At 37.7% G+C, this 26070-nt stretch carries 24 protein-coding genes; 9 read left to right on the top strand and 15 right to left on the bottom strand.

Annotation, left to right across the window (positions count from 1 at the left end; genetic code table 11):
• Window positions 1-24: 24 nt before the first annotated feature.
• The 4 genes from J4Q03_RS19095 to J4Q03_RS19080 form a co-directional block, all read right to left on the bottom strand.
• On the bottom strand, window positions 25-1971 hold the full coding sequence (locus J4Q03_RS19095; RefSeq protein ID WP_426049704.1) for a T9SS type A sorting domain-containing protein: 1947 nt from the start codon (window positions 1969-1971) through the stop codon (window positions 25-27).
• 163 nt (window positions 1972-2134) lie between these two features.
• A complete protein-coding gene (locus tag J4Q03_RS19090) occupies window positions 2135-3313 on the bottom strand; it encodes an acyl-CoA dehydrogenase family protein (RefSeq protein ID WP_111952994.1) in 1179 nt (392 codons plus the stop codon).
• 128 nt (window positions 3314-3441) lie between these two features.
• Complete coding sequence (locus tag J4Q03_RS19085) at window positions 3442-4230, bottom strand: NUDIX hydrolase (RefSeq protein ID WP_426049703.1); 789 nt, start codon at window positions 4228-4230, stop codon at window positions 3442-3444.
• A gap of 22 nt (window positions 4231-4252) precedes the next feature.
• Window positions 4253-5440, bottom strand: a complete 1188-nt coding sequence (locus J4Q03_RS19080; protein WP_426049702.1) for an MFS transporter — start codon at window positions 5438-5440, stop codon at window positions 4253-4255.
• 176 nt (window positions 5441-5616) lie between these two features.
• On the opposite strand from J4Q03_RS19080, the gene J4Q03_RS19075 reads away from it, so the two are divergent.
• From J4Q03_RS19075 to J4Q03_RS19045, 7 genes are read left to right on the top strand one after another with little or no spacing between them, the layout of a single operon-like run.
• A complete protein-coding gene (locus J4Q03_RS19075; protein ID WP_426049701.1) occupies window positions 5617-8535 on the top strand; it encodes a SusC/RagA family TonB-linked outer membrane protein in 2919 nt (972 codons plus the stop codon).
• 11 nt (window positions 8536-8546) lie between these two features.
• Window positions 8547-10106 (top strand): RagB/SusD family nutrient uptake outer membrane protein, encoded by a 1560-nt coding sequence (locus J4Q03_RS19070; RefSeq protein WP_426049700.1) that lies wholly within the window; start codon window positions 8547-8549, stop codon window positions 10104-10106.
• Window positions 10107-10109: 3 nt separating this feature from the next.
• On the top strand, window positions 10110-11537 hold the full coding sequence (locus J4Q03_RS19065; protein WP_426049699.1) for a glycoside hydrolase family 30 protein: 1428 nt from the start codon (window positions 10110-10112) through the stop codon (window positions 11535-11537).
• A gap of 9 nt (window positions 11538-11546) precedes the next feature.
• Entirely contained in the window at window positions 11547-13769 is a 2223-nt protein-coding gene (bglX, locus tag J4Q03_RS19060; RefSeq protein ID WP_426049698.1) for a beta-glucosidase BglX, read from the top strand.
• A gap of 6 nt (window positions 13770-13775) precedes the next feature.
• On the top strand, window positions 13776-14027 hold the full coding sequence (locus J4Q03_RS19055; protein WP_426049697.1) for a hypothetical protein: 252 nt from the start codon (window positions 13776-13778) through the stop codon (window positions 14025-14027).
• A gap of 43 nt (window positions 14028-14070) precedes the next feature.
• Window positions 14071-14871 carry a glycoside hydrolase family 16 protein gene (locus J4Q03_RS19050; RefSeq protein ID WP_426049696.1) on the top strand — a complete coding sequence of 267 codons (801 nt, stop codon included), beginning with the start codon at window positions 14071-14073 and terminating at the stop codon, window positions 14869-14871.
• Window positions 14872-14913: 42 nt separating this feature from the next.
• Window positions 14914-16353: a glycoside hydrolase family 30 protein gene (locus J4Q03_RS19045; RefSeq protein WP_426049695.1), complete on the top strand. Its 1440-nt coding sequence runs from the start codon at window positions 14914-14916 to the stop codon at window positions 16351-16353.
• Window positions 16354-16430: 77 nt separating this feature from the next.
• Here J4Q03_RS19045 and J4Q03_RS19040 read toward each other — a convergent pair whose 3' ends face one another.
• On the bottom strand, window positions 16431-17240 hold the full coding sequence (locus J4Q03_RS19040) for an enoyl-ACP reductase FabI (RefSeq protein WP_426049694.1): 810 nt from the start codon (window positions 17238-17240) through the stop codon (window positions 16431-16433).
• Between the two features lie 120 nt (window positions 17241-17360).
• On the bottom strand, window positions 17361-17660 hold the full coding sequence (locus J4Q03_RS19035; RefSeq protein ID WP_426049693.1) for a hypothetical protein: 300 nt from the start codon (window positions 17658-17660) through the stop codon (window positions 17361-17363).
• Between the two features lie 143 nt (window positions 17661-17803).
• Between J4Q03_RS19035 and J4Q03_RS19030 the strand changes: the two genes are divergently transcribed.
• Together J4Q03_RS19030 and J4Q03_RS19025 are read left to right on the top strand one after the other, a co-directional pair.
• On the top strand, window positions 17804-18364 hold the full coding sequence (locus tag J4Q03_RS19030) for a DNA-3-methyladenine glycosylase I (RefSeq protein ID WP_426049692.1): 561 nt from the start codon (window positions 17804-17806) through the stop codon (window positions 18362-18364).
• 266 nt (window positions 18365-18630) lie between these two features.
• Window positions 18631-20001 carry a hypothetical protein gene (locus J4Q03_RS19025; RefSeq protein ID WP_426049691.1) on the top strand — a complete coding sequence of 457 codons (1371 nt, stop codon included), beginning with the start codon at window positions 18631-18633 and terminating at the stop codon, window positions 19999-20001.
• A 116-nt stretch (window positions 20002-20117) separates the two neighbouring features.
• On the opposite strand, the gene J4Q03_RS19020 is transcribed toward J4Q03_RS19025, so the two are convergent.
• The 9 genes from J4Q03_RS19020 to J4Q03_RS18980 all read right to left on the bottom strand — a co-directional run bounded on the left by J4Q03_RS19020 (window position 20118) and on the right by J4Q03_RS18980 (window position 26068).
• Entirely contained in the window at window positions 20118-20483 is a 366-nt protein-coding gene (locus J4Q03_RS19020) for a Hint domain-containing protein (RefSeq protein ID WP_426049714.1), read from the bottom strand.
• Window positions 20484-20673: 190 nt separating this feature from the next.
• Window positions 20674-21276 carry an SMI1/KNR4 family protein gene (locus J4Q03_RS19015; RefSeq protein ID WP_426049690.1) on the bottom strand — a complete coding sequence of 201 codons (603 nt, stop codon included), beginning with the start codon at window positions 21274-21276 and terminating at the stop codon, window positions 20674-20676.
• Window positions 21277-21293: 17 nt separating this feature from the next.
• Entirely contained in the window at window positions 21294-21629 is a 336-nt protein-coding gene (locus J4Q03_RS19010; RefSeq protein ID WP_426049689.1) for an HNH endonuclease, read from the bottom strand.
• Window positions 21626-21829 (bottom strand): hypothetical protein, encoded by a 204-nt coding sequence (locus J4Q03_RS19005; RefSeq protein ID WP_426049688.1) that lies wholly within the window; start codon window positions 21827-21829, stop codon window positions 21626-21628. Before J4Q03_RS19005 ends, J4Q03_RS19010 begins: the two co-directional genes overlap by 4 nt.
• An 83-nt stretch (window positions 21830-21912) precedes the next feature.
• On the bottom strand, window positions 21913-22488 hold the full coding sequence (locus J4Q03_RS19000) for a DUF6707 family protein (protein WP_426049687.1): 576 nt from the start codon (window positions 22486-22488) through the stop codon (window positions 21913-21915).
• Window position 22489: 1 nt separating this feature from the next.
• Entirely contained in the window at window positions 22490-22948 is a 459-nt protein-coding gene (locus J4Q03_RS18995) for a NucA/NucB deoxyribonuclease domain-containing protein (RefSeq protein ID WP_426049713.1), read from the bottom strand.
• A gap of 95 nt (window positions 22949-23043) precedes the next feature.
• Window positions 23044-23634 (bottom strand): SMI1/KNR4 family protein, encoded by a 591-nt coding sequence (locus J4Q03_RS18990; protein WP_426049686.1) that lies wholly within the window; start codon window positions 23632-23634, stop codon window positions 23044-23046.
• Window positions 23635-23652: 18 nt separating this feature from the next.
• On the bottom strand, window positions 23653-25257 hold the full coding sequence (locus J4Q03_RS18985) for a polymorphic toxin-type HINT domain-containing protein (protein WP_426049685.1): 1605 nt from the start codon (window positions 25255-25257) through the stop codon (window positions 23653-23655).
• 4 nt (window positions 25258-25261) lie between these two features.
• Entirely contained in the window at window positions 25262-26068 is an 807-nt protein-coding gene (locus J4Q03_RS18980) for a hypothetical protein (protein ID WP_426049684.1), read from the bottom strand.
• Between the last annotated feature and the right edge of the window lie 2 nt (window positions 26069-26070).

Genomic DNA, 26070 nt, shown 5'->3' with positions numbered 1-26070 from the left:
AAGAATATACGAGTACTATTGTCTTTATAATTTTACTTTTTTATTCACCGTTTTTCCATCGTTGCCGGTGAGCTGAATTACATAAATTCCCGGTTCTAAGTGTTTTGATTCAAATTCTGATTGGCTGACTTCCTGCTGAATAACCAATGCACCTGAAATATGGTAGATGCTGATGTTTTTAATGCCGTTGTGTGCTCTGGCGATAATCTGGCGGTTTTTTGTAAATATTTCAGCTTTGTTAGATAGTGAACTGTTTTCCAGCGCTTTCCTGAACTGAAGACTATAAAACTGAGTGATAACTTCAAATGTATTATCCTGATTATCAATGTGTTTTGTGTTAATTCCATTATTTTCAGCATACTCTTTCTGAGAAACTGTTCTTAAAAGATTTTTATTGACATCAAAAATATTAATGGATATCAGTTCTTCCTGCGGTACTTTCAGTTTCAAAATACCATTATTTTCAGATTGTACAATTTCATTTTCAGGAACTTCTACAGGAGTACTTTTAACATACGGAATTAATTTCTGATCATTATTTTCCTGTACCTTTAAAAGATAGACACCGTCTTTTAATGATGATAAACTGCTTTCTGTTCCTGATTTGTTTACTGCTTTTTCCTGATTGAAATCTGTAACTCCTACAAGCTGCATACTCCCAAGATCCGGCTTTAACTGGGAAGAATAGAGCGAATGAGTTTCAGGCTGGCTGTTTCCCTGCTGTTTTGAAGTCAGTATGGCCCATTCATTCAGAAAACCTCCGCTTCTGAGCGTATTGAATTTGGCATTGGATGCTAAAGTAAAAGGAACAATTCCTCCTACATGGCCTAAAGGTCCCCAAAATAAGGATTCCAGCTTATACTTGTTCAGATCCCACCATGCGTAATATCCACGCTGCACATCAATGGTTTTAGAGGTGTTTTCCGGGGGAATAGCCAGATCTACTGAAGAATGTCCTAAGGTCATTGGTGTTTTGTTGTACCAGTCATACACATCCTTAGGTTTCATGCATTGTCTGAGGTTATTGTTTGGGTTATTGGTAACATCATTGACAAAATTTTGGGTGAAAAGATTCCTCCAGATTACTGGCCCCCAAAGAAGACCTCCGTTATCCTGGACTACATGATAATTGTATTTATCCAGATATTCCGGAGAAATGACCTCGGAAATACTGTTATTATACGTTTTATAGCCTGTATTGTTGCAGGTGTGAAGGACATTGGCCAGGAAAGAGGTGAAAGGATAAAAATCTTTCTCCAGAACTCCTTTATTCAAAGTAACTCCTGAAAAATCATAAGGTCCGTCTCCCATATAGGCATATTTGAACTTCAGGTTAGCAGGGTTGGAAGTGCTCAGGCTTTTTAAAGTGGACATGGCAGCGTGGGCACCTTGTGAATAGCCTGCTAGAAAGTATTCATCATATCTTTTTATTCCTAACTGACCCAGCACTTTATTGGCTGCCTTTACAAAGTCTATTGTTGCACCAGCTTCCGTAACAGCGTCTACATATGGGTGAACACCGTCTCCGCTTCCCATTCCTACGTAATCAGGCGCCATCAGAATATAGCCGTTGAGTACATATGACAATTCAACTACAAATCCTGCGGTTAAGGCTCCTTTAAAATTAGAAGGGACATTATTTCTGCTGTCAGTCGTTCCGTGATCAGATACAACCGTGGAAAGTTTGAAATTAACGTTCGGATACATCAGGAGTCCTGTAGCTTTTACTAAGACATTCTTTTCATTTTTGGTGTAATAGGTGATTTTATAGCCTTTAAGTCCCACATTGAACCCATTGAGATAACTGACGAAATCCGGAGCATTCTGGTCGCCCAGACTGTTAGCGATGAAATTGGTAACTCCCTGCGGGGTCAGATCTAATTTTTGTTCAAAACTGACAACATCTCCTGCCTGTTGGGCAAAAAAGAACGGAGCAGTGAAACTTAATAAAAGTGTGGATAATTTTCTCATATTGATATTTTTTAATGTTATTAAATTAATTGTTTTTAATAAAATGTTAATAATATTAATACATCAATAATTATTCATTGAATATAAGTTCTCTGCAAAGTGACTAAAACAAGGAGTCCGGCCATTCGGCCGGACTCCTTTTCAGTATATTTTAAGCTTTTATTTAGAAAGCATTGATTCCTGTAATATCTAAACCGGTAATCAGTAAATGTACATCATGAGTACCTTCATACGTGATCACAGACTCAAGATTGGCTGCGTGTCTCATCATCGGGAATTCGCCCATAATTCCCATCCCCCCAAGGATCTGTCTGGATTCCCTGGCAATATCAATAGCCATTTTCACATTGTTACGCTTAGCCATTGAGATCTGCGCAGGACTTGCTTTGTGGTCATTTTTAAGGTTTCCTAGCTGAAGGCACAGCAACTGTGCTTTTGTGATCTCCGTTAAGAACTCAGCTAATTTCTTCTGCTGAAGCTGGAAAGAACCGATCGGCTTACCAAACTGCTTTCTTTCTTTAGAATACTGAACCGCTGTACAGTAGCAGTCAATTGCGGCACCAATTACGCCCCATGAAATTCCGTATCTCGCTGAATTCAGACAAGATAAAGGTCCTTTTAATCCGGTTGCTCCCGGGAGTAAATTTTCTTTAGGAACTTTTACATTATTAAATACCAGTTCTCCGGTTTTTGAAGCTCTCAAGCTCCATTTATTATGAGTTTCAGGCGTAGTAAAGCCTTCCATTCCTCTTTCAACAATTAATCCCTGTATCTTTCCCTCTTCATTTTTTGCCCAGACTACTGCGATATCGCACAGCGGAGAGTTCGTGATCCACATTTTGGCACCGTTCAGAAGATAATGGTCGCCCATATCTTTAAAATAAGTTTCCATAGAACTAGGGTCAGAACCGTGGTTAGGCTCCGTCAGTCCGAAAGAACCGATCATTTCTCCTGCAGCAAGGTGAGGAAGGTATTTTTTCTTCTGTTCCTCGGAACCGAATTCATTGATAGGGAACATCACCAGCGAGCTCTGTACCGAAGCAGCAGAACGTACGGCAGAATCTCCTCTTTCAAGCTCCTGCATAATCAGACCATAAGAGATCTGATCTAACCCTGAACCGCCGTATTCAACAGGAATATATGGGCCTAACGCACCAATTTTCCCCAATTCTTTCATTAAGCCCGGAATATCAGTATGATTCTGTGCGGCCTGGTCAATCTGCGGCATTACAAAACTTTCCACCCAATCTCTTACCGATTGGCGGATCAGTTTGTGTTCTTCAGTAAGTAAAGCATCAATTCCGTAGTAGTCCGGAATGCTTGTAAGAGGATAATATGACATGATTTTTTTGATTTGTTTAAAAGTAATACTTTTCGTTGGTTTGAAAAATTTTTTTACGAATCTTCGTTACCTTTGATTTTCAGTGAGATAAATGGAAACATAAAGGGTTTCAGCTAAAATACCGCCTCCTAAGATTCCTCATCATTTGAGATAGGATACTGATTGGCAGCATTATGTACCTTGCTTTTGAATTTATACAGATATGGAGCTTTATTTGCAGACCCGTCATACAGTTTCTCCAGCCTGTCAAGAATATTTAAGCTTAATATTTTACGCTGGAAATTATTTCTCCTGAATTTCTGTCCCAAAATAGTTTCATACAGCGACTGAAGATCTTTCATCGTAAATTTTTCAGGAAGAAGGTTGCTGGCTGCCACTTCGGTATTGATATTCATACGAAGGTATTCAAGTCCCGTTTCTATAACTCTGTCATGATCGAAGGCCATCTTAGGCAGTTTATTAACCTCAAACCATTCACAGCTTTCGTTGAATGCATCCGGAAAAGTATTGGCAACCGAAAAATCAATAAGGCTGCAATAGCCTACTGTAATAAACCTCTGGAAGATCCAGTGGTCTTTCGGAACTTCAATTCCCTTGTTATTAAGAAGGATCTGGTGGACATTGTTCTCTGTCCGGTCAATTCTCCCAAACGTGTGAAACTGTTTTAAAAAAAGGTTCTGAAGATGCGTTCTTTCATACAGTACTCTCGCAGCGGCTTCCCGAAGGTCTTCATCATTGAAAACAAAACCGCCCGGAAGCGACCACAGATCCAGATCGTGGTACTTCAGAAGCAAAACTTTCAAAATATTATTGTGAAAACCAAATATCGTGCAGTCGACAGATACGTGTGCTACAAAATCTTTTGTATCAATAAGTTCCTGAAGAGTCTCTTTGTTTTTGGTGTCTTTGATTTTCATGGAGTAAAAATAAAATTATTTTCTATAATTTCTTTCCTGCAAGCCTAAAATATATTAAACTCACTGTAAAAAGCACAGAAACAGCAAGTAATATGTAGAGCGGGTAATAGTTTAACAGCTGTTTTCCGAACAGGACAGCCATAATAATTGAACTGACAGAGCTGCCAAGCGATGAGAAAATCACAATCAGGGATGTAAACAGGTTGATCTTTTCTTTATCAATCTGTGCAATCATTTTTGAATTGATGACAGGGTAGAGCGGTGAAAGGAAAAGCCCGATCACCGGAAATAAGAACAGGATAATGCCGGAATTCACAGAATCAAAATACTGGATTCCCAAAATAATTAACAGTACAGCAATAATTAAAGAAATGCACAAAATGTAATATTTTGACAGTGAAAATCTCTGAATAATATTAGCTGTTGCCGTTCTGCCTGCATAAGAAAAAAGAGCTAGGAAAGAAGTGGCCTGTAAGGCAAAAAATGAATTGACATTCAGATGATTTTTATAAAAGGAAGGCAGCCAGGAATTAAATCCCTGTTCTACAAAAACGATAAAAAAAACTACAGCAAGGAACATTATTGTTGCGGGCTTTGCGAATACTGAAAGTTCAGCAATAAGACTTTTACGTTCCGTTTTTTTTGGTTCTGAAATATTCAGCTTTGAAAACAGAAATATAGTTACTCCGCAAAGTACGGCTATTGATAGGAACCCAAATTTCCAGTATTCGGAATAACGGCTGGAAATAAGCCATCCGAAGCCTGTATTCACGATAAAAATACCGACCATGAATGAGGCTTCTACACTGTTCATCATTTTGGCAAGAGACTTTTCATCTGAAATATTGTTCCGTATGATTCCGAATACACAAATCTTTCCAACCGCAAAACAGGTTCCGATAATGGCAAACCATACTTTGTAAAACCAGAAATCTTCTATAAAGGGAAGAAAGCAAGAGCAGATTCCAACAATGACTAAGGCTGATATTAATGCTTTTTTAGTACCCGTTCTGCTTATAACATTCACTGCAAAAAGTGAAATAAGCGCAATGGGAATGTCTTTGAATGATTCTAAGAAACCTAATTTTTCATAAGTGATTTTTGCTTCTGAAAGCTGAAGGATCACAATACCCATGCAGTTCAAGACCATTGAGAAAATAAGGAAGGTTAGTTTTAGGGGAAGGGAGATCTTGGAAAGCTTGGCTGTCATTTTGGGGACTTTTTTTATTGTTTTTTTATGATTTTTTTACGATTTCTTAAGAAGATATAGGGCCTTCAAGTCCCAAAAATAAACGAAAAATTAAAATAATTATGAATACAATGTTAATTATTTAAAAAAAAATATATTTTTATTGTCTCAATTTGAGAATTAAAAACTAACTGTATATGAATCTAAGAGTATCAAGAAGCCTGGGGGTAGTTGCTGTACTGTATTTTACAGCTAATTTCAGTGCACAGACCAGCGTACAAGACACTGTTCCGAAAGAGAATAAAATAGAGGAGGTCATCGTGATTGGTTACGGTACACAGAAAAAAAGTAATGTGACCGGAGCTATTGCAAGTATTAAAGCAAGCGATATAGAAAACATTCCGGCAGGTAAGCCCGAACAGGTCTTGCAGGGAAGAGCTGCAGGTGTTTCCGTAGTGACGAATTCCGGGCAGCCCGGTGCTGCTGCTACTGTACGGGTACGTGGAATTACCAGTTTTGGTGCAGGTAGCAATAGTCCTTTATGGGTTGTAGATGGTATTGTAGTAGATAACATTGGATGGCTGAACCAGTCTGATATAGAAAGTATGGAAGTATTGAAGGATGGAGCATCATCTGCTATCTATGGAGTTTCTGCAGCAAAAGGGGTAATTCTTGTTACAACAAAAAAGGGGAAAAAGGGAAAACTGAGTCTTTCTTATAATGGGTTTTATGGTTTCTCAAATGCCTCAAAAAAGCTGGATCTTCTGGATGCAACACAATATGCAAAAATCATCAACGAAGGTTTTGTTAATGATGGACAGGCACCAAGATTTTTGAATCCTGAATCTTTTGGAAAAGGAACAAACTGGCAGGACACTATCTTCGGAACCGGTGAAAAGAGTTCACATGAAGTAAGTATTACCGGTGGTAATGAAAAGTCAACCTACTATACATCGTTCGGATATTTTGATCAAACGGGTATTGTAATGAGTGACATCTCTTATTACAAAAGGATCAATGCCCGATTTAATTCGACCCACAAGGTAACAGATTATTTAACCATAGGACAAACCTTTGCCTATACCCACATAAAATCTCAGGGGGTAAGTGCCAATGAAGAATTTGGAGGACCATTGGCTTCAGCAGTTAACCTGGATCCTACGACTCCTGTTGTTGTTACAGACTGGTCTATGGTAGACCCAAGTGGTTATACCAATCCTTATATCATACGTGATTCTGAAGGTCGTCCGTACGGAATTTCCAGATATGTAAACAATGAAATGACCAATCCGCAGGCTTTCCGTCACTTACAGCAGGGAAATTATAACTGGTCTGACGATTTCGTGGGTAATGTTTTTGCAGAGCTTAAGTTTCTTGATCACTTCACTTTCAAAACAAGTTTGAATGGCAAGAAATCCTATTGGGGAAGCCGTACTTTTACTCCAAAATATTATTTAAGTCCGAATTATAACAATACCAGCTTTAATAACCTGAATAAGGTAGACGAAAATAAATTCGAATGGAGCATGGAAAATACCCTGACCTATCAGAACAAATTCGGCGACCATAATTTAAGTGTATTGTTGGGCCAGGGAGTTTACCGGTATAACATTGCTGGCGGGGCAAGTTTAACCTATACTAATCTGCCTATTGAGAATTGGCAGGACGCTTCTTTCAACTTTGATATTCCGCAGGATGATATTACAGCAAAAGGTTGGGATGGAATTCAAACCCGTAAAGCATCTTATTTTGGTAGAATCATTTACGATTATGCAGACAAATATTTGTTCACAGGAACTATCCGTAGAGATGGTTCTTCAAAATTTGCCACAAATCAGCATTGGGGAACTTTTCCGTCCATGTCCTTAGGATGGAATATTCATAAAGAAAATTTCTGGCCGGAGAATAAAGTGGTTAATAACTTAAAATTAAGAGGAGGGTACGGAGTATTAGGAAATGATGAAATGGATAACTTCAGATTTGCAAGTTTCATGGTTTCAGGAAGTAATTATACCAATTCCAGTAATAATATCATCATTGGTTACGCGAAAAGTACCCTGGAAAATCCCAATCTGAAATGGGAACAGACAAGCCAGCTGAATATTGCTGCAGATTTAAAATTATTCAGCAATTTTACCCTGACAGCAGACTGGTATAAAAAGAAAACTACCGATATCCTCAGACAAATCAATATTCCTGGTTATATAGGAGTTCCTGTTTTACCTTGGTCAAATGTAGGAGATATGGAAAACACAGGTGTTGAACTTGAATTAGGCTATAAAAAGAACTGGGAGGACTTCGGTATATCAGTTAACGGAAACTTTGCTACTATTAAAAACAAAGTTTTACGATTGGAAGACGATATGGACTATTTCAACCTTGCTTCTTTCCAGACCATGGGAGCGGTATCCAGGGTAGCAGTAGGACAGCCTTACGGATCATTTTACGGACAGACGTATAGTGGTGTCTTCCAGAATCAGACACAAGTCGACAATTATGTAAACGCTAACGGCGTAAAATTATTACCGGATGCAAAACCGGGAGATTTTATCTGGCAGGACAATAACGGTGACGGTAAAATTGATGACAATGATAAAGTAAATTTAGGCAGCTCTATCCCGAAATATACTTTCGGACTGACCGTGAATCTAAATTATAAAAATTTCGATTTTATGATGTTTGCACAGGGGCAGGCTGGTAACAGGATTTTCCAGGGCGTAAGGAGGTTGGATATTCCTGATGCCAATTATCAGACAAGAATCTTAGACCGATGGACAGGAGAGGGATCTACCAATGATAATCCAAGAGTTACCCGTAATGATCCTAACCATAACTATTCCTGGATGTCAAATTACTATCTTCAAAAAGGTGATTATGTCCGTTTGAAAATTATCCAGTTAGGCTACACACTTCCTCAGGATGTTACAAGCCGTTTTGGAATGAACAAAGTAAGGCTGTACGTAACGGGAGAAAACGTCTTTACTTTCACAAAATATACAGGCTACGATCCGGAAATTGCAGGAAGAAACAATTCTGAACAGGACATAATAGGAGTGGACAGAGCTTACTATCCACAAGCCAGAACATTTTTGTTAGGTGCTAATATCCAATTTTAATAATGAACAAAATGAAAAATAAGAATATTATTTATAAAGGACTTGCCGTTGTGTTTCTGACAGGTCTGAGTTTTACCAATATAGGCTGTAGTGATTCCTATCTGGACGATGTTCAGAATTCAGGATCTTTTAATACCGATCTGTATTTTCAGAATGAACAGCAGTCTTTTAGTGCATTGATTTCCGTTTATGATGGCTTAAGAAAATACTCGTCGGGATTCGAAAATACTGTTACTTTCTTTAATGCAGGATCTGATGATTTTTATTCCGGTGGGGGAAGTTCTAACGATGGTGCAGGTATCCAGGGAATCAATAATTATATGATCAATCCTAATACAATGCCTGCCAGCTACTGGAGAGACTATTATCAGGGAATTGCACGTGCTAACCTTTTAATAGAGAGAGTTCCGGGAGCTACCATGAGTGAAGATCTTAAGAAAAGATATATTGCAGAAGCTAAAGTTCTCCGTTCTTTATATTATTTTGAGCTGTTAAGAATGTTTGGAAATGTTCCGTTAATTCTTAGCACCATAAAATTTGATGATGATTACTGGAATATACCACAGGCCAAGCCAAGCGATGTCTATGCTCAGATAGAAAGTGATATCAATGCTGCTATTCCGGATCTGATGATGACGCCAAGTATCGGTGATAAAGGACGAATTACGCAGGGAACAGCCAGAGCTATATTGGGTAAAATCTATCTTTATGATAAAAAAATGCCTGAAGCGGCTGCACAATTTGCTCAAGTAAATGGTACGCCTGGAGGAACCAGCCAGTATGGTTACAAGCTCGTGGCAAATTATGCAGATTTATTTAAAGTGGGGCTGGAAACTGATCCGGATCCCAATAGATACAAATTTTTATCAGAATCCATTCTTGAAGTAATGCATACCAATAAGGGAAGCTCCGACTGGGGATTCTGGGGACAGGGAAAAGATGAAGGTAACTCTATCAATGTAATGGTAGGACCCCGTTCCTATTCATTAAAAAATGTTCCGAATAATAATGCACCAGATCTCTATTCGGGCTGGGCATTTAATACAGTAACAGAGAATTTTGTCAGTTTTATGCAGGGGGATCCTAGACTGGATGTGACGGTTTTTGATGCGAAAAAACTGGTGACAGAAGGTAAAATCACTTATGCACCTGCTTTTGCAGATACCGGCTATTTCCTAAACAAATATTTACCTACAAATGCTTTGAAGAGCTCACTTCCAGGACCAGCAGAACTGAATTTCAGGCAGAATTATATAGCCATAAGACTGGCGGATACTTATTTAATGGAAGCTGAAGCTTTGGGCGGTGCCGGAGGCAGAGCACAGGCTCTGTTGGATGCCGTAAGAGCAAGAGTAGGGTTAACTTCAGTTCCTGTTTCTCTACAGGCCATTAAAGACGAAAGAAGAAGAGAACTGGCAGGAGAAGGACACAGATGGTTTGACCTTGTCAGATGGGGAGATGCTCCTTCTAAGCTTGCCGTCAAAGGATTTAAAGCAAATAAAAATGAAATTCTTCCAATTCCGTTCAATGAATTGCCGAATACTGCTTTAAAACAAAACCCAGGTTACTAAAATATGAAGTTTCACAGTTTATATAGTTTCTTTTTTAAAGGTACTGCGCTGCTTTGCGGCGTGGTACTTTTTCCTGTATCATGTGCATCGGTAAATGAGGGTAAAGAAATTGATGTTCAGTCCTGGCTGACGAAAGGCAATGAAAGTGTAAAATTACAGCAGCAGAACCCTGTTAAGTTTGTTAAAAATGCCAACAACTGGCAGAATATTGAAATTGATGATACTCAGAAATTTCAATATGTTGACGGTTTTGGATATACCCTGACAGGAGGAAGCGTTGAGGTGATCAACAGGCTTTCATCTTCCAAACGAAAGGCACTTCTGAATGAACTTTTTGGAAAAGATAAGAATTCGATTTCCATAAGCTATTTACGGTTAAGCATTGGAGCTTCCGATCTCGATGGTGAAGTTTTCTCTTACGACGATCTTCCGGAAGGCCAGACAGATCCTACACTTTCAAAATTCAGCCTGGCAAAGGATAAAGATCTTATTGCAATGCTGAAAGAGATCCTGGCCATTAATCCCAACATCAAAATCATTGCCGCTCCATGGTCACCTCCGGTTTGGATGAAAGATAACGGAAAATCCAAAGGAGGAAGTTTAAAGCCCGAATTTTTTAAGGTATATGCAGAATATTTTGTAAAATATATCCAGGGAATGAAAAAAGAAGGCATTACCATTGATTCCATTACGCCTCAGAATGAACCTCTCCATCCAGGAAACAATCCGAGCCTGTATATGTCGTCTGAGCAGCAGAAGGATTTTGTCAAAGATCATTTGGGACCTGTTTTTAAAGCAAATCATATCAAAACAAAAATTGTTGTTTACGATCATAACTGCAACAAACCTGAATATGTCCTTGATATTCTGAAAGATCCCGAAGCGTATCAATATATTGACGGTTCGGCTTTCCATTTGTATGAAGGAGATATTTCAGCATTAAGTACGGTGCACAACGCGTTTCCCGATAAAAATTTGTATTTTACCGAGCAGTGGACCGGATCGAAGGGAACTTTTACTGAAGACCTGAACTGGCACATGAAAAATGTAATCATCGGTTCCATGAGAAACTGGAGCAGAATTGCTTTGGAATGGAATGTAGCTAATGATCCGCAATACAAACCTCATACAGACGGCGGATGTACAGAATGTAAAGGGGCAATAACAGTTTCCGATAGTGAACACTTTACCAGAAATGTTTCCTATTACATTATTGCGCACGCTTCCAAATTTGTTCCTGCAGGCTCCCGGCGTATTGCCTCTACACAGACAGAAATACTGTCTACGGCAGCATTTAAAACTCCTGCCGGAAAAACGGTACTTATTATCCAGAACGGAAACAGTACAGATGAAAGTTTTAATATCAAATATAACGGAAAGACCGCCCCGGTTACCCTTTCAGGATACTCGGCAGCGACTTATGTTTTTTAATTTAATATCATGAAAAAAGCTTATTTCTTACTTACAGTTGCAGCATTGGGAATGAATGTTCACGGACAGAAAACGGTTGATCAGAAAGTTGCAGAACTGCTGTCTAAAATGACACTCGAAGAAAAAGTAGGACAGATGGTCCAGTACAGCGGATTTGAATATGCTACAGGACCTCAACAGTCTAATTCTGCCGCGGTTTTAGAAGAAATAAAAAAAGGGAAAGTAGGCTCCATGCTCAATGTAGCCGGTGCTGAGGAAACCAGGGCTTTTCAGAAACTGGCTCAGCAGTCAAGGCTGAAAATACCCTTACTGTTCGGTCAGGATGTGATCCATGGCTACCGGACGACTTTTCCTGTTAACCTGGGGCAGGCAGCAAGCTGGGACCTGGCAATGATTGAAAAGTCAGAAAGAATTGCCGCTACAGAAGCTTCGGCTTATGGGATACACTGGACCTTTGCACCTATGGTAGATATAGCAAGAGATCCGAGATGGGGAAGGGTAATGGAAGGTTCCGGTGAAGATACCTATCTGGGAACGCAGATTGGTCTGGCAAGGATTAAAGGATTTCAGGGAAAAGGTTTAGGGAGCCTTGACGCGGTAATGGCCTGTGCCAAGCATTTTGTGGCGTATGGAGCAGCTGTCGGAGGAAGAGATTACAATTCCGTAGACATGAGCTTACGACAGTTGAATGAAACTTATCTGCCGCCGTTTAAAGCCGCCGCAGAAGCGGGAGTGGCCACATTCATGAATTCTTTCAACGATATCAACGGAATTCCTGCTACAGCCAATCAATATATTCAAAGAGAACTTTTAAAAGGAAAATGGAATTATAAAGGTTTTGTAGTATCAGACTGGGGAAGTATAGGAGAAATGATTCCTCACGGTTATGCCAAAGACGCAAACGAAGCCGCTGAAAAAGCAGTTTCAAGTGGAAGTGATATGGATATGGAAAGCCGTGTTTATATGGCCGAACTTCCGAAACTGGTTAAAGAAGGAAAAGTAGATGTGAAATTAGTGGATGATGCAGCAGGGAGAATTTTAGCCAAGAAATTTGAAATGGGACTTTTCGATGATCCTTACAGGTTCAGCAATGAAAAGAGACAGAAAGAACAGACCGACAATCAGGAACACAGGAAGTTCGGAAGAGAATTTGGCTCAAAAAGTATTGTTCTACTGAAAAATAAAGGAAATATTCTTCCGCTTTCTAAAAACGTGAAAACCGTTGCGCTAATCGGGCCTTTCGGGAAAGAAACAGTAGCCAATCACGGATTCTGGTCTATTGCCTTCAAAGATGACAACCAAAGAATTGTTTCTCAGTTTGACGGAATTAAAAATCAACTCGATAAGAATTCAACTTTATTATATGCAAAAGGATGTAATGTAGACGATCAGGACAGATCCATGTTTGCAGAAGCAGTGGAAACTGCAAAAAAAGCTGATGTAGTGATCATGACGTTAGGAGAAGGTCATGCCATGAGTGGTGAAGCCAAAAGCAGAAGCAGTATCGGTTTTTCCGGCGTACAGGAAGACTTATTGAAAGAAATAGCTAAAACAGGGAAACCTGTTGTTTTAATGATCAATGCGGGAAGACCTTTGATCTTCAACTGGGCAGCAGATCATATCCCTGCAATAACATACAATTGGTGGCTGGGTACTGAAGCAGGAAATTCTATTGCTGATGTTCTGTTCGGTGCAGTGAATCCGGGAGGAAAGCTTCCAATGAGCTTCCCAAGAACCGAAGGACAGATCCCGGTTTATTATAACCATTACAATACAGGAAGGCCTGCAAAAAACAATACGGACCGGAATTATGTTTCAGCCTATATTGATCTGGATAATGATCCGAAATTTCCATTTGGTTATGGCCTAAGCTATACGGATTTTAAATATTCTGATATGGTTTTAAATTCTGCAAATCTTAAAGGAAATCAAACATTAAATATCAGCGTTACTATTACCAATACAGGAAAATACGACGGTGAAGAAGTGGTGCAGCTTTATATCAGAGATCTTTTCGGAAAAGTGGTAAGACCTGTAAAAGAATTAAAAGGCTTTCAGAAAGTTTTCATTAAAAAGGGCGAAAGTAAAAAGGTTGATTTTAAGCTGACCACTGAAGATCTGAAATTCTATGACGATCAGTTAAATTACGACTGGGAAAGCGGTGAATTTGATGTGATGATTGGAACCAATTCTCAAGATGTTCAGACGAAAAGAATTAACTGGGTAAAATAAATAGCAATGAGAACATTAAAAGAGGAAATGAAGGAATGGACTGATGCTGATATTGCAATGCATCAATTAGCATTACAATTAGGGATGATACCGGAAGATAATTTTCCAAAGTTTAAATCTTGTTATTGGACAAATAATGAGAAAAGTAAAGTGCTAAAAAACATCCTGTTGGAATTGTCTAAAATAGGGTTTATGAATTTTAATGAAGATGAAAATACTTTCAAAGTAAATCCAGATTTTATTTTTAAAGAAGATTGAGATACGAAGCCACTTTGCACAACATTGTATAGAAAAAATTAGGATGAAAATCAAGATAAACATCTATTTTTTAACAGGAATATTAGCTTTTTCTGCTGTAAGTTGTATTTCAAATAAAACAGATTCTAACAGAAAACTGATCTGGAGTGATGAATTTAACGGAGCCGGACTTCCCGATTCCTTAAAATGGAATTATGATGTAGGTGGCGACGGATATGGAAATCAGGAAGCTCAGTTTTATACAGAGAAAAGACCTGAAAATGCCAGAATGGAAGATGGAAATCTTGTTATTGAAGCCAGAAAAGAAAACTGGGACAAGAATAGATATACTTCTGCAAGGCTTTTGACCAAAGGGAAATTCTCTTTTCAGTACGGAACAGTAGAAGTAAGGGCAAAACTTCCCAAAGGCCGTGGAACCTGGCCAGCCATCTGGATGATGAGTGAGAATATGAAAAAATGGCCGGAAGACGGTGAACTGGATATCATGGAACATGTAGGTTTCAATCATGGGTATATCCATGCTTCAGTGCACACCAAGAAATATAATCATATTCAGGGAACACAGAAAACGGATACCTTGATAGTGAAAGATGTCAGTGAAAAATTCCATGTATATAAAGCAGACTGGACACCGGAAAAAATTGATGTCTACATTGACGGGAAGAAGTTTTTTACCTATGAAAATAAAGAAAAAACCTATGAAGCCTGGCCTTTTGATCAGCCTTATTTTATTATTTTAAATCTGGCTGTAGGCGGTTTCTGGGGCGGAAAAGAAGGAATAGATGACACTATATTTCCGCAAAAATATTATATAGACTATGTAAGAGTTTATCAAAATAAATAATGAAGAGAGGGCAGTTACGCCCAAAACAGAAAGAAAAAGATTATGAAAAAACTAATTGTTAGCTGTTTGACAGTAGGAGTGTTTCTGAATGCGAATGCACAGAACTATTGGAAAAAGAACGCAGGGAAAACAGCAAAGGTTATTCTTACCAATTCCAAGACCAATGAAAAAATGGCGGATAAAGGATCGGTTAAGTTTGAGAAATTCGGACAGCCTAAAGAAACAGATGCCTGTATCTTTGTAGATCCGGATTTTAAATATCAGAAGCTGATCGGAATAGGTGGTGCCATCACTGATGCGTCTGCAGAAACCTTTTATAAAATGCCGAAGGATAAGCAGAAAGAAATTATAGAAGCTTACTTTGGGAAAAATGGATTGGGCTACACAGTAGTGCGTACCAATATGAACTCCTGCGATTTTTCCAGCGATTCCTATACTTATGTAGAAGATAATGATACAGCTTTGAAGACTTTCAATATTGCCCATGACGAAAAGTATAAGATCCCGATGATCAAAGAAGCCCAGAAAGCGATAGGTAAAGATTTTACATTTTACTTCTCCCCATGGAGCCCGCCAGCATGGATGAAATCTAATAAAAGTATGCTGAAAGGAGGCCGTCTGGAAAATGCATTCTACCAGACTTGGGCAGATTATTATATTAAATTTATTAAAGAATACGAAAAAAGAGGGATCAACATCTGGGGGCTGACTATACAGAATGAGCCTATGGCAACACAAACCTGGGAATCCTGCATTTATTCAGCTGAAGAAGAAGGTGAATTTCTTAAGAACAATCTGGGACCAACACTTTGGAAAAATGGCTACAGAGACAAAAAGGTAATGATCTGGGATCACAACCGGGATTTGATCTATCAAAGAGCCACTACTACTTTAAGTGATCCTGAAACCTCAAAATATGCCAGCGGAATTGGGTATCACTGGTATGAAACCTGGAATAATAAAACCCAGCTTTTCGACAATCTATCCGAAACCCAGAAAGCTTTCCCGGATAAGTTTCTCGCTTTTACCGAAGGTTGTAAAGAACAGTTCAACATGTCCGGAGTTTATGATGTGAGCCTGGGTGAACTTTACGGAAGAAATATGCTTAATGATTTCAATAAAGGAACGGCTTTATGGACAGACTGGAATGTATTGCTGGATGAAACGGGAGGCCCAAACCATGTCGGAAACTTCTGTTTTGCCCCAATTATAGCAGATACCAAGACAGGAGAGGTACATTATACCTATGAATATTATTATGTAGGCCACGTCTCAAAATTCATTAAGCCTAATGCCCAAAGAATCGGGAGTTCATCAAACAGAGCCGCTCTTACATCTACCACTTTCATGAATGAAAACGGTCAGCTGGTTACTGTGATCATGAATGATTCTGCGAACGATATTGAAACGAATTTGTGGATCGAGGGAATGGCTGCAAAATTATCTGCGCCGGCCCATTCTATACAGACTGTTATCCTGTAACTTCATATTAACATTTTATAGAACCGGCGGCCTCGTAGAGGCCGCCGGTTTATTGTTACAGTATATTTTTAATGTTGTTATTCAACATCATATTTGCTGATCACTTTCTGAGTTACTCCCGAGCTGCTGAAACCACCGTCATGGAAAAGGTTCTGCATGGTTACTTTCTTGGTAAGGTCAGAGAAAAGAGTTACACAATAGTCTGCACATTCTAAGGCTGTAGCATTTCCAAGCGGAGACATATCTTCCGCATATCCAAGGAATCCTCCGAAACCTTTCACACCGCTACCTGCAGTGGTCATTGTTGGAGACTGGGAAACTGTGTTGACACGTACTTTTCTTTCTCCCCAGTAGTTTCCGAAAGTTCTTGCGATACTTTCCAGGTAAGCCTTGTTATCAGACATATCATTATAATCCGGGAATGTTCTCTGAGCCGCAATATAAGTAAGCGCCAAAATACTTCCCCACTCATTCATGCAGTCTTTTTCCCAGGCCACACGCATTACTTTATGGAAAGAAACGGCTGAAATATCCCAACCTTTTTCTAACCAGTCGTAATTCATTTCTGTATAATGTTTTCCCTTCCTAACGTTGATAGACATTCCGATGGAATGAAGAATAAAGTCGATTTTTCCAAATTTTGCAACAGCGGCATCGAAAAGTTTTTCAAGATCTTCAATAGAAGTAGCATCTGCAGCAACCACCTCAGAACCTGTTTTTTCCGCTAAACCATTAAGTTCTCCCATTCTCAAAGCAATAGGGGCGTTTGATAAGATAAATTCAGCACCTTCTTCATGACATCTTTCTGCAACTTTCCATGCGATTGATTGCTCATTAAGGGCTCCAAAAATAATTCCCTTTTTGCCTTTAAGTAAACCGTATGACATAATTTTTTAATGTTTATTTAAATACAAATGTAGCAATAATTTGTGTTTGTGACATCATAAAAATGGAGCCTTATTGATTTAAGACTCCATTTTATTGAAAATATTTATATGACTGAAATTTTAATTGGTTTTCTTATTCCATTCTGCTTTCGCATCTTCTGCAGCATCCTTAGTTTTTTCCCAGGCTTCGTTCGCTTTATCTTTGATGTCATCCCATGCATCAGCAGCATTATTTTTTACTCTTTCAAACCAGTCTTCCTGCTGTGCCTCTTCATCATTATTCCTTTTTTCATTGATATAATCTTTTGCTCTGGCTGCCAGATCATCAATTTTCCATTTAGCATTGTCTGCTGCATTCTTTAAAGAGTTTTCTGTATTATTTACTGCATCTTCGGCTTTGTTGTATTCTGAATTGTTCATAATATATAATATTTTATTGTTGTGTAACAGTAAATAAACAATAACCATTCCTAAAATCCGGAACTGCTGTTAAACTTTTCTTAATCTTTTGTTATACTTTTCCAAATCAGTATTACCTTTAGCATAGTATAAAAATTACTGTTATGGAAAGAATACGTTGCGGCTGGTGTGAAAAAGACGACCTGTACCGAAAATATCATGATGAAGAATGGGGAAGACCTGTTTATAATGACGAAACCATTTTTGAATTCCTGATCCTTGAAAGCTTTCAGGCAGGACTGAGCTGGTATACTATTCTTGCTAAAAGGGAGAATTTCAGAAAAGCTTTTGATGATTTTAATTATAAAAAAATTGCGGTTTATACGGAAGATAAAATAGAAGAGCTTATGAATGATCCCGGCATTATAAGAAACCGGCTTAAGATAAAAGCTACGGTAACCAATGCACAGAAATTTCAGGAAGTTCAGAAAGAGTTTGGAAGTTTTTCAGAATACATCTGGGGTTTTGTTGGAGGAAAGCCGCTGGACAACAGTCCCAAAACTTTAGATGATGTACCGGCTGTAACAGATATTTCTGATGCTTTGTCTAAAGATCTTAAGAAAAGAGGCTTTAAATTTATGGGATCTACAGTTGTTTATGCTCATATGCAGGCCACCGGAATGGTGAACGATCATATTGAAAACTGTTTCGTCAGACAGAAATAGATTTTATTTTATTCATTTTTACGTGATATTTTTTATATATAATGTAATTTATTTTTAAATATTATAGATTGTGAAAGCCTTTTAATACTGCACTGGTATTGAGTTTTTAAGTTTCTTTAATGTCTGATAATGTTTCAAATATAAGTGATTAAAGGTTGATTTAATCACTATCATGTGTTTATTTATTGATTTGATAAAAAATACGGCTATTTTATTGTAAATTCGTATATTTGCAACCTCAAAAAATAAATTATTATCATCAGGCTATGCAAATTAAATCCAAACCTCAACTTTTTTTCCTTTTCTTACTGATTACTCATTTTGTTACCGCACAGGTGGGGATTGGTTTGCCTGAACCTGATTCTTCTTCTATACTGCATATCAGTTCAAAAAACAAAGGAGTCCTTTTTCCAAGTGTGTCTTTAGCATCCAATATAGATCAGGTAACCATTCAAAAGCCGGCTGAAGGATTGGTGGTCTGGAATAATGGAAATGGCGGGTTAACGGAAGCGGGTTTTTATTATTGGAATAAATCCCGATGGAATATGCTCTCCACCAGTACTGGAACCGGAATGAACGGAGGGGGTGCTACTCCAATTTCGGCATGGAACAGCTCGGCTACAAACAGCGGTAATTCAGGTGGCGCCAATACAAATCTTTCTTTAGGAACCAATACTTCGGATGACCTTATTTTTAAAGTAAATTCTACTGCAGTTGGAAGATTGGGTGTCAATAACTCAATAAGTTTTGGAAAGGCAGCCAATGCAGATCAGAATGGTATTGCCCTGGGGAATTCAAGCAGCGCTTACCAGGGAATTGCCATCGGAACAAACACTTCTGTTACGGCCAATGAATCGGTAGCCTTGGGAGCCAATTCTAAAATTTCCGGTTATCAGTCAACAGCAGTGGGGTTCAATGCCAAAGTAACTGTGAATGAAGCTACAGCAATAGGAAATAATGCGGAAGCATCAGGTTTTCAATCTTTCGCAGCAGGATACAACGCTAAAACCACAACAAATGATGCAACAGCAGTAGGGAAAAATTCAACAGCATCAGGGTTTCAGTCTACTGCAATAGGGTATAATGCAAAAACAAGTTCTAACAGTGAAACGGCTGTAGGGTATAGTGCGGTGACCAATAATCAGAATTCTACGGCAATAGGATCGGGAGCGAATGCTTTGGGGCAGTTTTCTACAGCAGTGGGATATGGAGCGGTAACTTCCCAATCTAATGCCATTGTTATCGGAAATAATAATGCTAATGTTGGTATAGGCACAGGAATCCCCAATATTTCTGCTAAACTGGATGTAAATGGGGCATACAAATTGGGTGAAAAGGGGAGTGTACAGAAAAACCAGATTACCTTTGAAGTTTGGCCGTCGGTCTCTGTAAATAACCTGCCTTCGGGAAAATCTGCTACAATGGAAATTCCGGTTCCGGCAAATATGCAGCCCGGATCCACAAGAGCTGTACTGGTAGTTTCTCCGGCAGGAGATTTTGCAGGTAATCCTTCTTTTTCCATATCAAATCCCAGGATGACCTCTACTTCCAGTATTACAGTTAATCTTACAAATATCTCCGGAGGGGTTGAAAGCTTATATTCGGCACATTTCTATGTGATGATTAATGAGTTTTAGGGAAAGATAAATATAATAAGTAATGAATTTTGCGTTGTAAGTGAACAGTAAATTTAGAGATTTTATAAAACACTTATTTTTCTTAAACGGTATAGGCTCATTATTAGTTATTGCATTTACTTCAGGTTTGTTCCACAGTCCATTAGCTGAGGTTCCTTCAACCCATTCTCCATTGGTTTTAGTAATCTTTCTTTTTGATACCCACTATGCACCAAGATCCCATCCTCAGTCACATAATAATTCTCATTACCTTCAATATCAAAATTATAAACTTTTTCGTAATGAGGCAAGGTTTCAATGCTGATAATGGTGGTGTAATGTCGTCCTTTTAGATGCAATAAGTCTCCTGGTTGTAAATCTCTGGCTTCAATCCACTCATCATTACAGTAGAAACGATGTTCAGGAGTTACCCGTACAAATTCTCCTGTTGGCAATTCTATCGCAAGCATCTGTAAAGTAAACCGTTCATGCTTTTGAAGAATAGGCTTGTATTCCTGCTGCTTTGTTTCTTCATTAAAGGTGAGGACAAAGTCTCTTCAAACAGGTCTTCAATATTGGCTAGTCCCAAACTAGGGAACTCTTCTTAATCAATTTATGTATATTGAATAAGGCTCAGATTATAAATCCAAGCCCTAAATTTTTTAACATACACACTTTGTAGGATAGTTTGCTTTATTTTTCAATCGGAGGCAAACCCTGCAAAGCTCTAATTCTGTTTACCTGGATTAAATCTTCACCAGAAAATTCTTTAAGTTTCTCTTCATCCTGAAACTTATCCCAACTATTAGATTCTTCTACTTCTTCACCGTATAAGTTTGTAAGTGTCTCTGTAAAACTATCAGCAACAAAATCTAAGTAATAATAATCTGATTCTTGCTCATGATCTTCAATAATCAATTCTTTATCTTCAACAACAAATTTTTGTTCATGATCCCATCTTACAACTTTTGGGTTAGCTTTATCTTCTCTAAAATCATAGCATAAAAAATTTCCTCCGGGATCCATCGTAATTGGGAATACCTCTTCAGGGATTTTATTCTTTAATTCTTGATATAAAGAGATGATATTTTCGCTTGAATCCAAATTAAAATTCAAAAGTTCACCAAAAGCTTTTCCAGTTTGTCTTGATGTATCGATCGTATTGGGAGATGGTGTGGCTGCATTGTTTTCTAAGACAATATTTTTATAATCTGATGGAAATTTAATACCAAAAACATCTTCTACATTCTTTATTGAATTGAAATCTTTTAATTCTTTTTTATATAACCATTTCATAAATCTTAAATTTTATTTTATCTTTTCCCCTCACCCCAGATACTATTCCCACCTGTATGGCCAGTATCTCCGTGTATTTTTCTATCAACTAATTCCATGACTCCAGTTTTCTCATTATGGTGCCAAGTAAGACCATCAGGGCGAGGCTTATGATTCATAATATCAGCCAATTGCTGATCTGTAAATTTGCTTGCCATAGCAGGGTTTTTAGTAATTTCGTCTGCTAATTTTTTGGTACAATGTTTAAATTGGCTTGGATCACTTGCTACCAAAAGGTTATCCGGAAGTGTTGTGGTAAATTTAGAATCAAAAACTGGAAATACCCCATTAACTTTTTGACCATCTACAATCACTTCGGAGTTTTAAATGGAACACCTGTTACTGGATGTACACTTCCATCTAATGACTGATTAATTGTTTTTAAACTTCCGTCATTATTGAAAACATACCCATTATGCACCAAGATTCCATCCTCAGTCACATAATAATTCTCATTGCCTTCAATATCAAAATTATAAACTTTTTCGTAATGAGGCAAGGTTTCAATGCTCATTAACAATAAATAATACTATAATTAATAGTAAAAAAAAAGAGGTTTCATCATTATGACAAAACCTCTTTTACTTAAAAAAAATATTAATAGTTTTTTAAAAACTTTTTAACTTTCAGAATGTTTTCAGAAATTTCACTTTCTAAATTGTCATTTTCAGATTTCACTAATTCCTTGAAAGATCTAATAAAAAATAGTTCTTTTAAGTATGGTATAATGGATGCTACAATTAAATTTTCATCATTCTTATTTTCTGCTTCTTCAACTTTATTTTTATTTAACAACTGTCCCAAAAGCCTTCTTTGAAAAGCTTTATTTTTAATTTTATTGATGGATTCATCATTGCCATAGTCTAATGTATCTAAAATTTTTTGTTTTAATTCTTCATTTTTAAAATTATCAATAAATAACTTTAAGACAATTATGCCTTCAACCCATGTCCATTTATTGTAATCTCCATCAAATTCAAGTTGTGATGAAATAGCAAAAATTTCATTCATCGAATTTAAATCCTCTAAGAAATAATAGCTGTAAGCCGCCATCATCAGATTTTTTAATGTTTCTGGGTCATTTAAATCTGTTTTTTCAAAATGTTGAAATATGTAAATAAAAGGTTTTTTATTTTCAAATGTTTGTCTAATCTTTTCAAAAGTATTTTCCATATTAATCTGTAATTATTATTTTAACTATTGTTCCATCGGGATATTTTCTTAGGCCATTTCCAATAGCACTTCCTGCACCTCTGTTGTCAGAGGGATTTATGTATCTTACACTTGCACCATTACCTCCCTCAGTAAACATAGCCATTGGCCATTCATCTCTGTCAAACCCTGGTTTTGTTGGAATTCCATCTAATGATGCGGCTCTGTTTGCATCAGCCATTGTTCTGTCAATCGTTATTAAATCAGGGTGACCATTCTTTATTGCATCCTCTATATGTGCTGCAGTTTCAGGATAATCGGACTTACTTATACTAATTTCTAAATCGTGAGTTAACTCGTCAACTTCTCTTACAGTAGCTTTTGGTTTATACCCATTATGTACCAAAATCCCATCCTCAGTTACATAATAATTCTCATTGCCTTCAATATCAAAATTATAAACTTTTGGTAAGGAGGAAATGCTTTAAAAAAAACTGTCTCAAAAGTAAGACAGTCTCATCATATTTTTATTTCTGTAATCCTGATATAACATACGTGGTCTATGTTAATAATTATTTATCCATTTAACAATGCATCCCACTCTTCAAAAGACAAGGGTGGTAATCCTTGTTTTTCTCTTTGCTCATTTTTAATTTTAACTGATATAGGGGTAATTTTTACTTTGCTGTTCTTTTTTGCTATCTCAATTTCTTGTTGAGTAGGAAGTTCAGGTAAAATCAAATCATTTATATACTCCTCTAAATGATTAGCAACTTTAATTGGCCAATGATCTATGCCTTCGAGCCCCCAATCGTCCTGCTCATGAAACCAATAATATATTTCTCCTGTTTTCTTATGCATACATAGTAAATCTCCTCCATCTACGCTTCCAATTGGAAATAGCTCATCAGGCATCCTATTAGTATAGGTGTAATAGTTTTCAGATAAACTTTGAAATTTGTCATCGGAGATTCCAAAAAAATAATTTAAATTAAACTGAACCTTATTATTTTTATAGAATGTTTTAATGGGTTTACAAACATTGTAATCTAATATTAATTCTTTAAGGTCGAAATGAAGTTTAAAATTATATTCTGCTTCAAAAGCATTAATTTTTTCTGCAATGATATTTTTGTCTAATTCTACTAATGTGATTATTTTAGCCATATATATATATTATTTATTTTAAGGTAAAGTCCCATCCCTTAAACCAGAAGCACCTCCAGTATGTGGGAAATTACCATTAATTGATTTAGGAACTAATTGCATTGTCAATCCATCTTCCACATGGTGCCAAACATAACCTGCTGGAGTCTCTGTATAGCCTGCAGCTGCATTTGCTAAACCTTCATCGTGTGAATATTTACCATTCATACCTGTCACTGGACTAACTTCATCAATCGCATGTGGTGAAAAATCTGGATAACCTGCAGAATTATATGTTACCGAATCTCCATTAATATCTGTGTAAGTAGTGCTACCATCGGGATGATTGACTGTTTTAGAATGATCAATTTTTTTATTTGTAGAAGATGGACTTCTTGGTTTATATCCATTATGCACCAAGATTCCATCCTCAGTCACATAATAATTCTCGTTTCCTTCAATATCAAAATTATAAACTTTTTCGTAATGAGGCAAGGTTTCAATGCTGATAATTGTGGTGTAATGCCCACCTTTTAGATGCAATAAGTCTCCTGGTTGTAAATCTCTGGCTTCAATCCACTCATCATTACAGTAGAAACGGTGTTCAGGAGTTACCCGTACAAATTCTCCTGTTGGCAATTCTATCGAAAGCATCTGTAAGGTAAACCGTTCATGCTTTTGAAGAATAGGTTTATATTCCTGCTGCTTTGTTTCTTCATTAAATGTGAGGACAAAGTCTCCTTCAAACAGGTCTTCAATATTGGCTAGTCCGTTTTGGGTATGTACTTTGGTTCCTGCGGGAAAACATACCAATGTTGCCCCTTTAGCAGCAAAAATACCTAATATCAGGCTTACACCGCTTTCCTGCAATTTTTCCAGGGCACTTTTGTCACTGCTCCAGATACTGTACTGATCATAATAAGCTCCGCCAATACCCGCACCGCGCATCAGTTTACAGAAGAATGATGCATTTTTAAACCCTTTGAAGGTAAACTGTTCTATCAGTTCCTTTCTTGCCGTATTCATGAACTGCTGTCCAAAACTTCTTGCAAATGTGCTGACACCCTGTCTCAAAGTTGCTGCTCCCATCGCTGCAGATCCGGCTCCTGTTACCATAGCAGTTCCTCCACGTCCTGCGAGAAACCCAAAAGCAAAATTGGCCACATGCCCAAGATTTGTGAGTGCTGCGCTTCCCCAAGCTTCCCATGCGGTTTCTTTCGGGGTAATAGTTCCACCTTCGGCGGGACATACCATGATGGAGGAGAGTGTAAGTGCTTTATGATCTTCTATTGAAAATTTCTGTGCCGTATTGGTCCACTTTCTGGTAGCTGCTGCAGCTTTGCATTTCAGAGCTCCTATAGCAACGGCAGCTAAAATAGCGGCAGCAATAATGGCGGCAACAAGCCATCCGGGTCCGGGAATCATAGCACAGATTCCAACAGCAATTCCCGCAACCGCTCCAGCAATAAATGCAGTTTTTCCCAGGCAGATAAAATTATTGCCTTTTAATGTGTCCAGTTCAGTGGCAGCTTTATCTCCGCTGAAGGTTACAAAATTATGGCTTGTAACTTTCATCTTTTTGGGAGCTACGCCTTTGTCACAAACAACGTAGTGTTTTTCGGTAAGATATTGTTCATCAGCCATACCATCATAATTCTAGGTGTGTATCCATATAACAGTGATAATAGAAAAACTCGCCAAGCTGCTCTGTAATTGTGAAATCAGACTTCAGCAATATTCTGTCATCATAGAAGTATTTTCCCTTTATTTTATAATCGGGGTGCATGTAGTTATCCTTTGCAAACTCCCGTAACCTCCGGATCATTTTGTCATCCCGGATCATCTGACCTTCCACATTCCATTCGCTGAATTTCTGTTCTGTAAGTTTTTCGGAAACGGAAAGACTTACAGGAATTACAACACCGGCGCCGAACCTGTCCATATCTTCTCTCTTCAGGTAGCTCTTGGAACCTTCGTTCAGAGGTTCTTTACCGAAAATGTAGAAGAATTGGTACAGAAAATGAATGAACTTAATGCTTTTAATTTCCATTTCTTCATTGGTAAGCTCATATTCTTTCGCCCTGATAATTTCGTAAGCTTCAATAGGGTGCGAATTGGTTAACCAATCTTTTACTTCTTTCCACTTGTCGCGAATAGCATCTTTATTATATATTTTAGCAATCTCTCCTTTTTTGTTGACCCCCACTTCAAGGGTGCTGTATATTCCACACACTTTATTGGTCATTTCGGTGATCTGTACAATTAATGGATCCTCATACATTTCTAAATTGTATTCAGTCTCCGTAATTTCAAAAATGTGATAATCCTCATCAGGATCTTTTCCTTTATAAGTAACTGATGTTTTAATATTGATCTTGTAATTACTGTCCAGGCTATGTACTTTGGTCTTGCCTATAATATCTGTATTGTATTGATATTCTTTGCCTATATTCATCT

The organism is Chryseobacterium sp. NFX27 (assembly GCF_049887855.1).
Lineage (GTDB): Bacteria > Bacteroidota > Bacteroidia > Flavobacteriales > Weeksellaceae > Chryseobacterium.
This window is presented reverse-complemented; position numbering and strand designations above follow the sequence as displayed.

Excerpts from the sequence above, each read along its gene's own strand:
- J4Q03_RS19095 (WP_426049704.1), bottom strand. The coding sequence starts at position 1,971 with ATGAGAAAATTATCCACACTTTTATTAAGTTTCACTGCTCCGTTCTTT.
- J4Q03_RS19090 (WP_111952994.1), bottom strand. The coding sequence starts at position 3,313 with ATGTCATATTATCCTCTTACAAGCATTCCGGACTACTACGGAATTGAT.
- J4Q03_RS19085 (WP_426049703.1), bottom strand. The coding sequence starts at position 4,230 with ATGAAAATCAAAGACACCAAAAACAAAGAGACTCTTCAGGAACTTATT.
- J4Q03_RS19080 (WP_426049702.1), bottom strand. The coding sequence starts at position 5,440 with ATGACAGCCAAGCTTTCCAAGATCTCCCTTCCCCTAAAACTAACCTTC.
- J4Q03_RS19075 (WP_426049701.1), top strand. The coding sequence starts at position 5,617 with ATGAATCTAAGAGTATCAAGAAGCCTGGGGGTAGTTGCTGTACTGTAT.
- J4Q03_RS19070 (WP_426049700.1), top strand. The coding sequence starts at position 8,547 with ATGAAAAATAAGAATATTATTTATAAAGGACTTGCCGTTGTGTTTCTG.
- J4Q03_RS19065 (WP_426049699.1), top strand. The coding sequence starts at position 10,110 with ATGAAGTTTCACAGTTTATATAGTTTCTTTTTTAAAGGTACTGCGCTG.
- bglX (WP_426049698.1), top strand. The coding sequence starts at position 11,547 with ATGAAAAAAGCTTATTTCTTACTTACAGTTGCAGCATTGGGAATGAAT.
- J4Q03_RS19055 (WP_426049697.1), top strand. The coding sequence starts at position 13,776 with ATGAGAACATTAAAAGAGGAAATGAAGGAATGGACTGATGCTGATATT.
- J4Q03_RS19050 (WP_426049696.1), top strand. The coding sequence starts at position 14,071 with ATGAAAATCAAGATAAACATCTATTTTTTAACAGGAATATTAGCTTTT.
- J4Q03_RS19045 (WP_426049695.1), top strand. The coding sequence starts at position 14,914 with ATGAAAAAACTAATTGTTAGCTGTTTGACAGTAGGAGTGTTTCTGAAT.
- J4Q03_RS19040 (WP_426049694.1), bottom strand. The coding sequence starts at position 17,240 with ATGTCATACGGTTTACTTAAAGGCAAAAAGGGAATTATTTTTGGAGCC.
- J4Q03_RS19035 (WP_426049693.1), bottom strand. The coding sequence starts at position 17,660 with ATGAACAATTCAGAATACAACAAAGCCGAAGATGCAGTAAATAATACA.
- J4Q03_RS19030 (WP_426049692.1), top strand. The coding sequence starts at position 17,804 with ATGGAAAGAATACGTTGCGGCTGGTGTGAAAAAGACGACCTGTACCGA.
- J4Q03_RS19025 (WP_426049691.1), top strand. The coding sequence starts at position 18,631 with ATGCAAATTAAATCCAAACCTCAACTTTTTTTCCTTTTCTTACTGATT.
- J4Q03_RS19015 (WP_426049690.1), bottom strand. The coding sequence starts at position 21,276 with ATGAAATGGTTATATAAAAAAGAATTAAAAGATTTCAATTCAATAAAG.
- J4Q03_RS19005 (WP_426049688.1), bottom strand. The coding sequence starts at position 21,829 with ATGAGCATTGAAACCTTGCCTCATTACGAAAAAGTTTATAATTTTGAT.
- J4Q03_RS19000 (WP_426049687.1), bottom strand. The coding sequence starts at position 22,488 with ATGGAAAATACTTTTGAAAAGATTAGACAAACATTTGAAAATAAAAAA.
- J4Q03_RS18990 (WP_426049686.1), bottom strand. The coding sequence starts at position 23,634 with ATGGCTAAAATAATCACATTAGTAGAATTAGACAAAAATATCATTGCA.
- J4Q03_RS18985 (WP_426049685.1), bottom strand. The coding sequence starts at position 25,257 with ATGGCTGATGAACAATATCTTACCGAAAAACACTACGTTGTTTGTGAC.
- J4Q03_RS18980 (WP_426049684.1), bottom strand. The coding sequence starts at position 26,068 with ATGAATATAGGCAAAGAATATCAATACAATACAGATATTATAGGCAAG.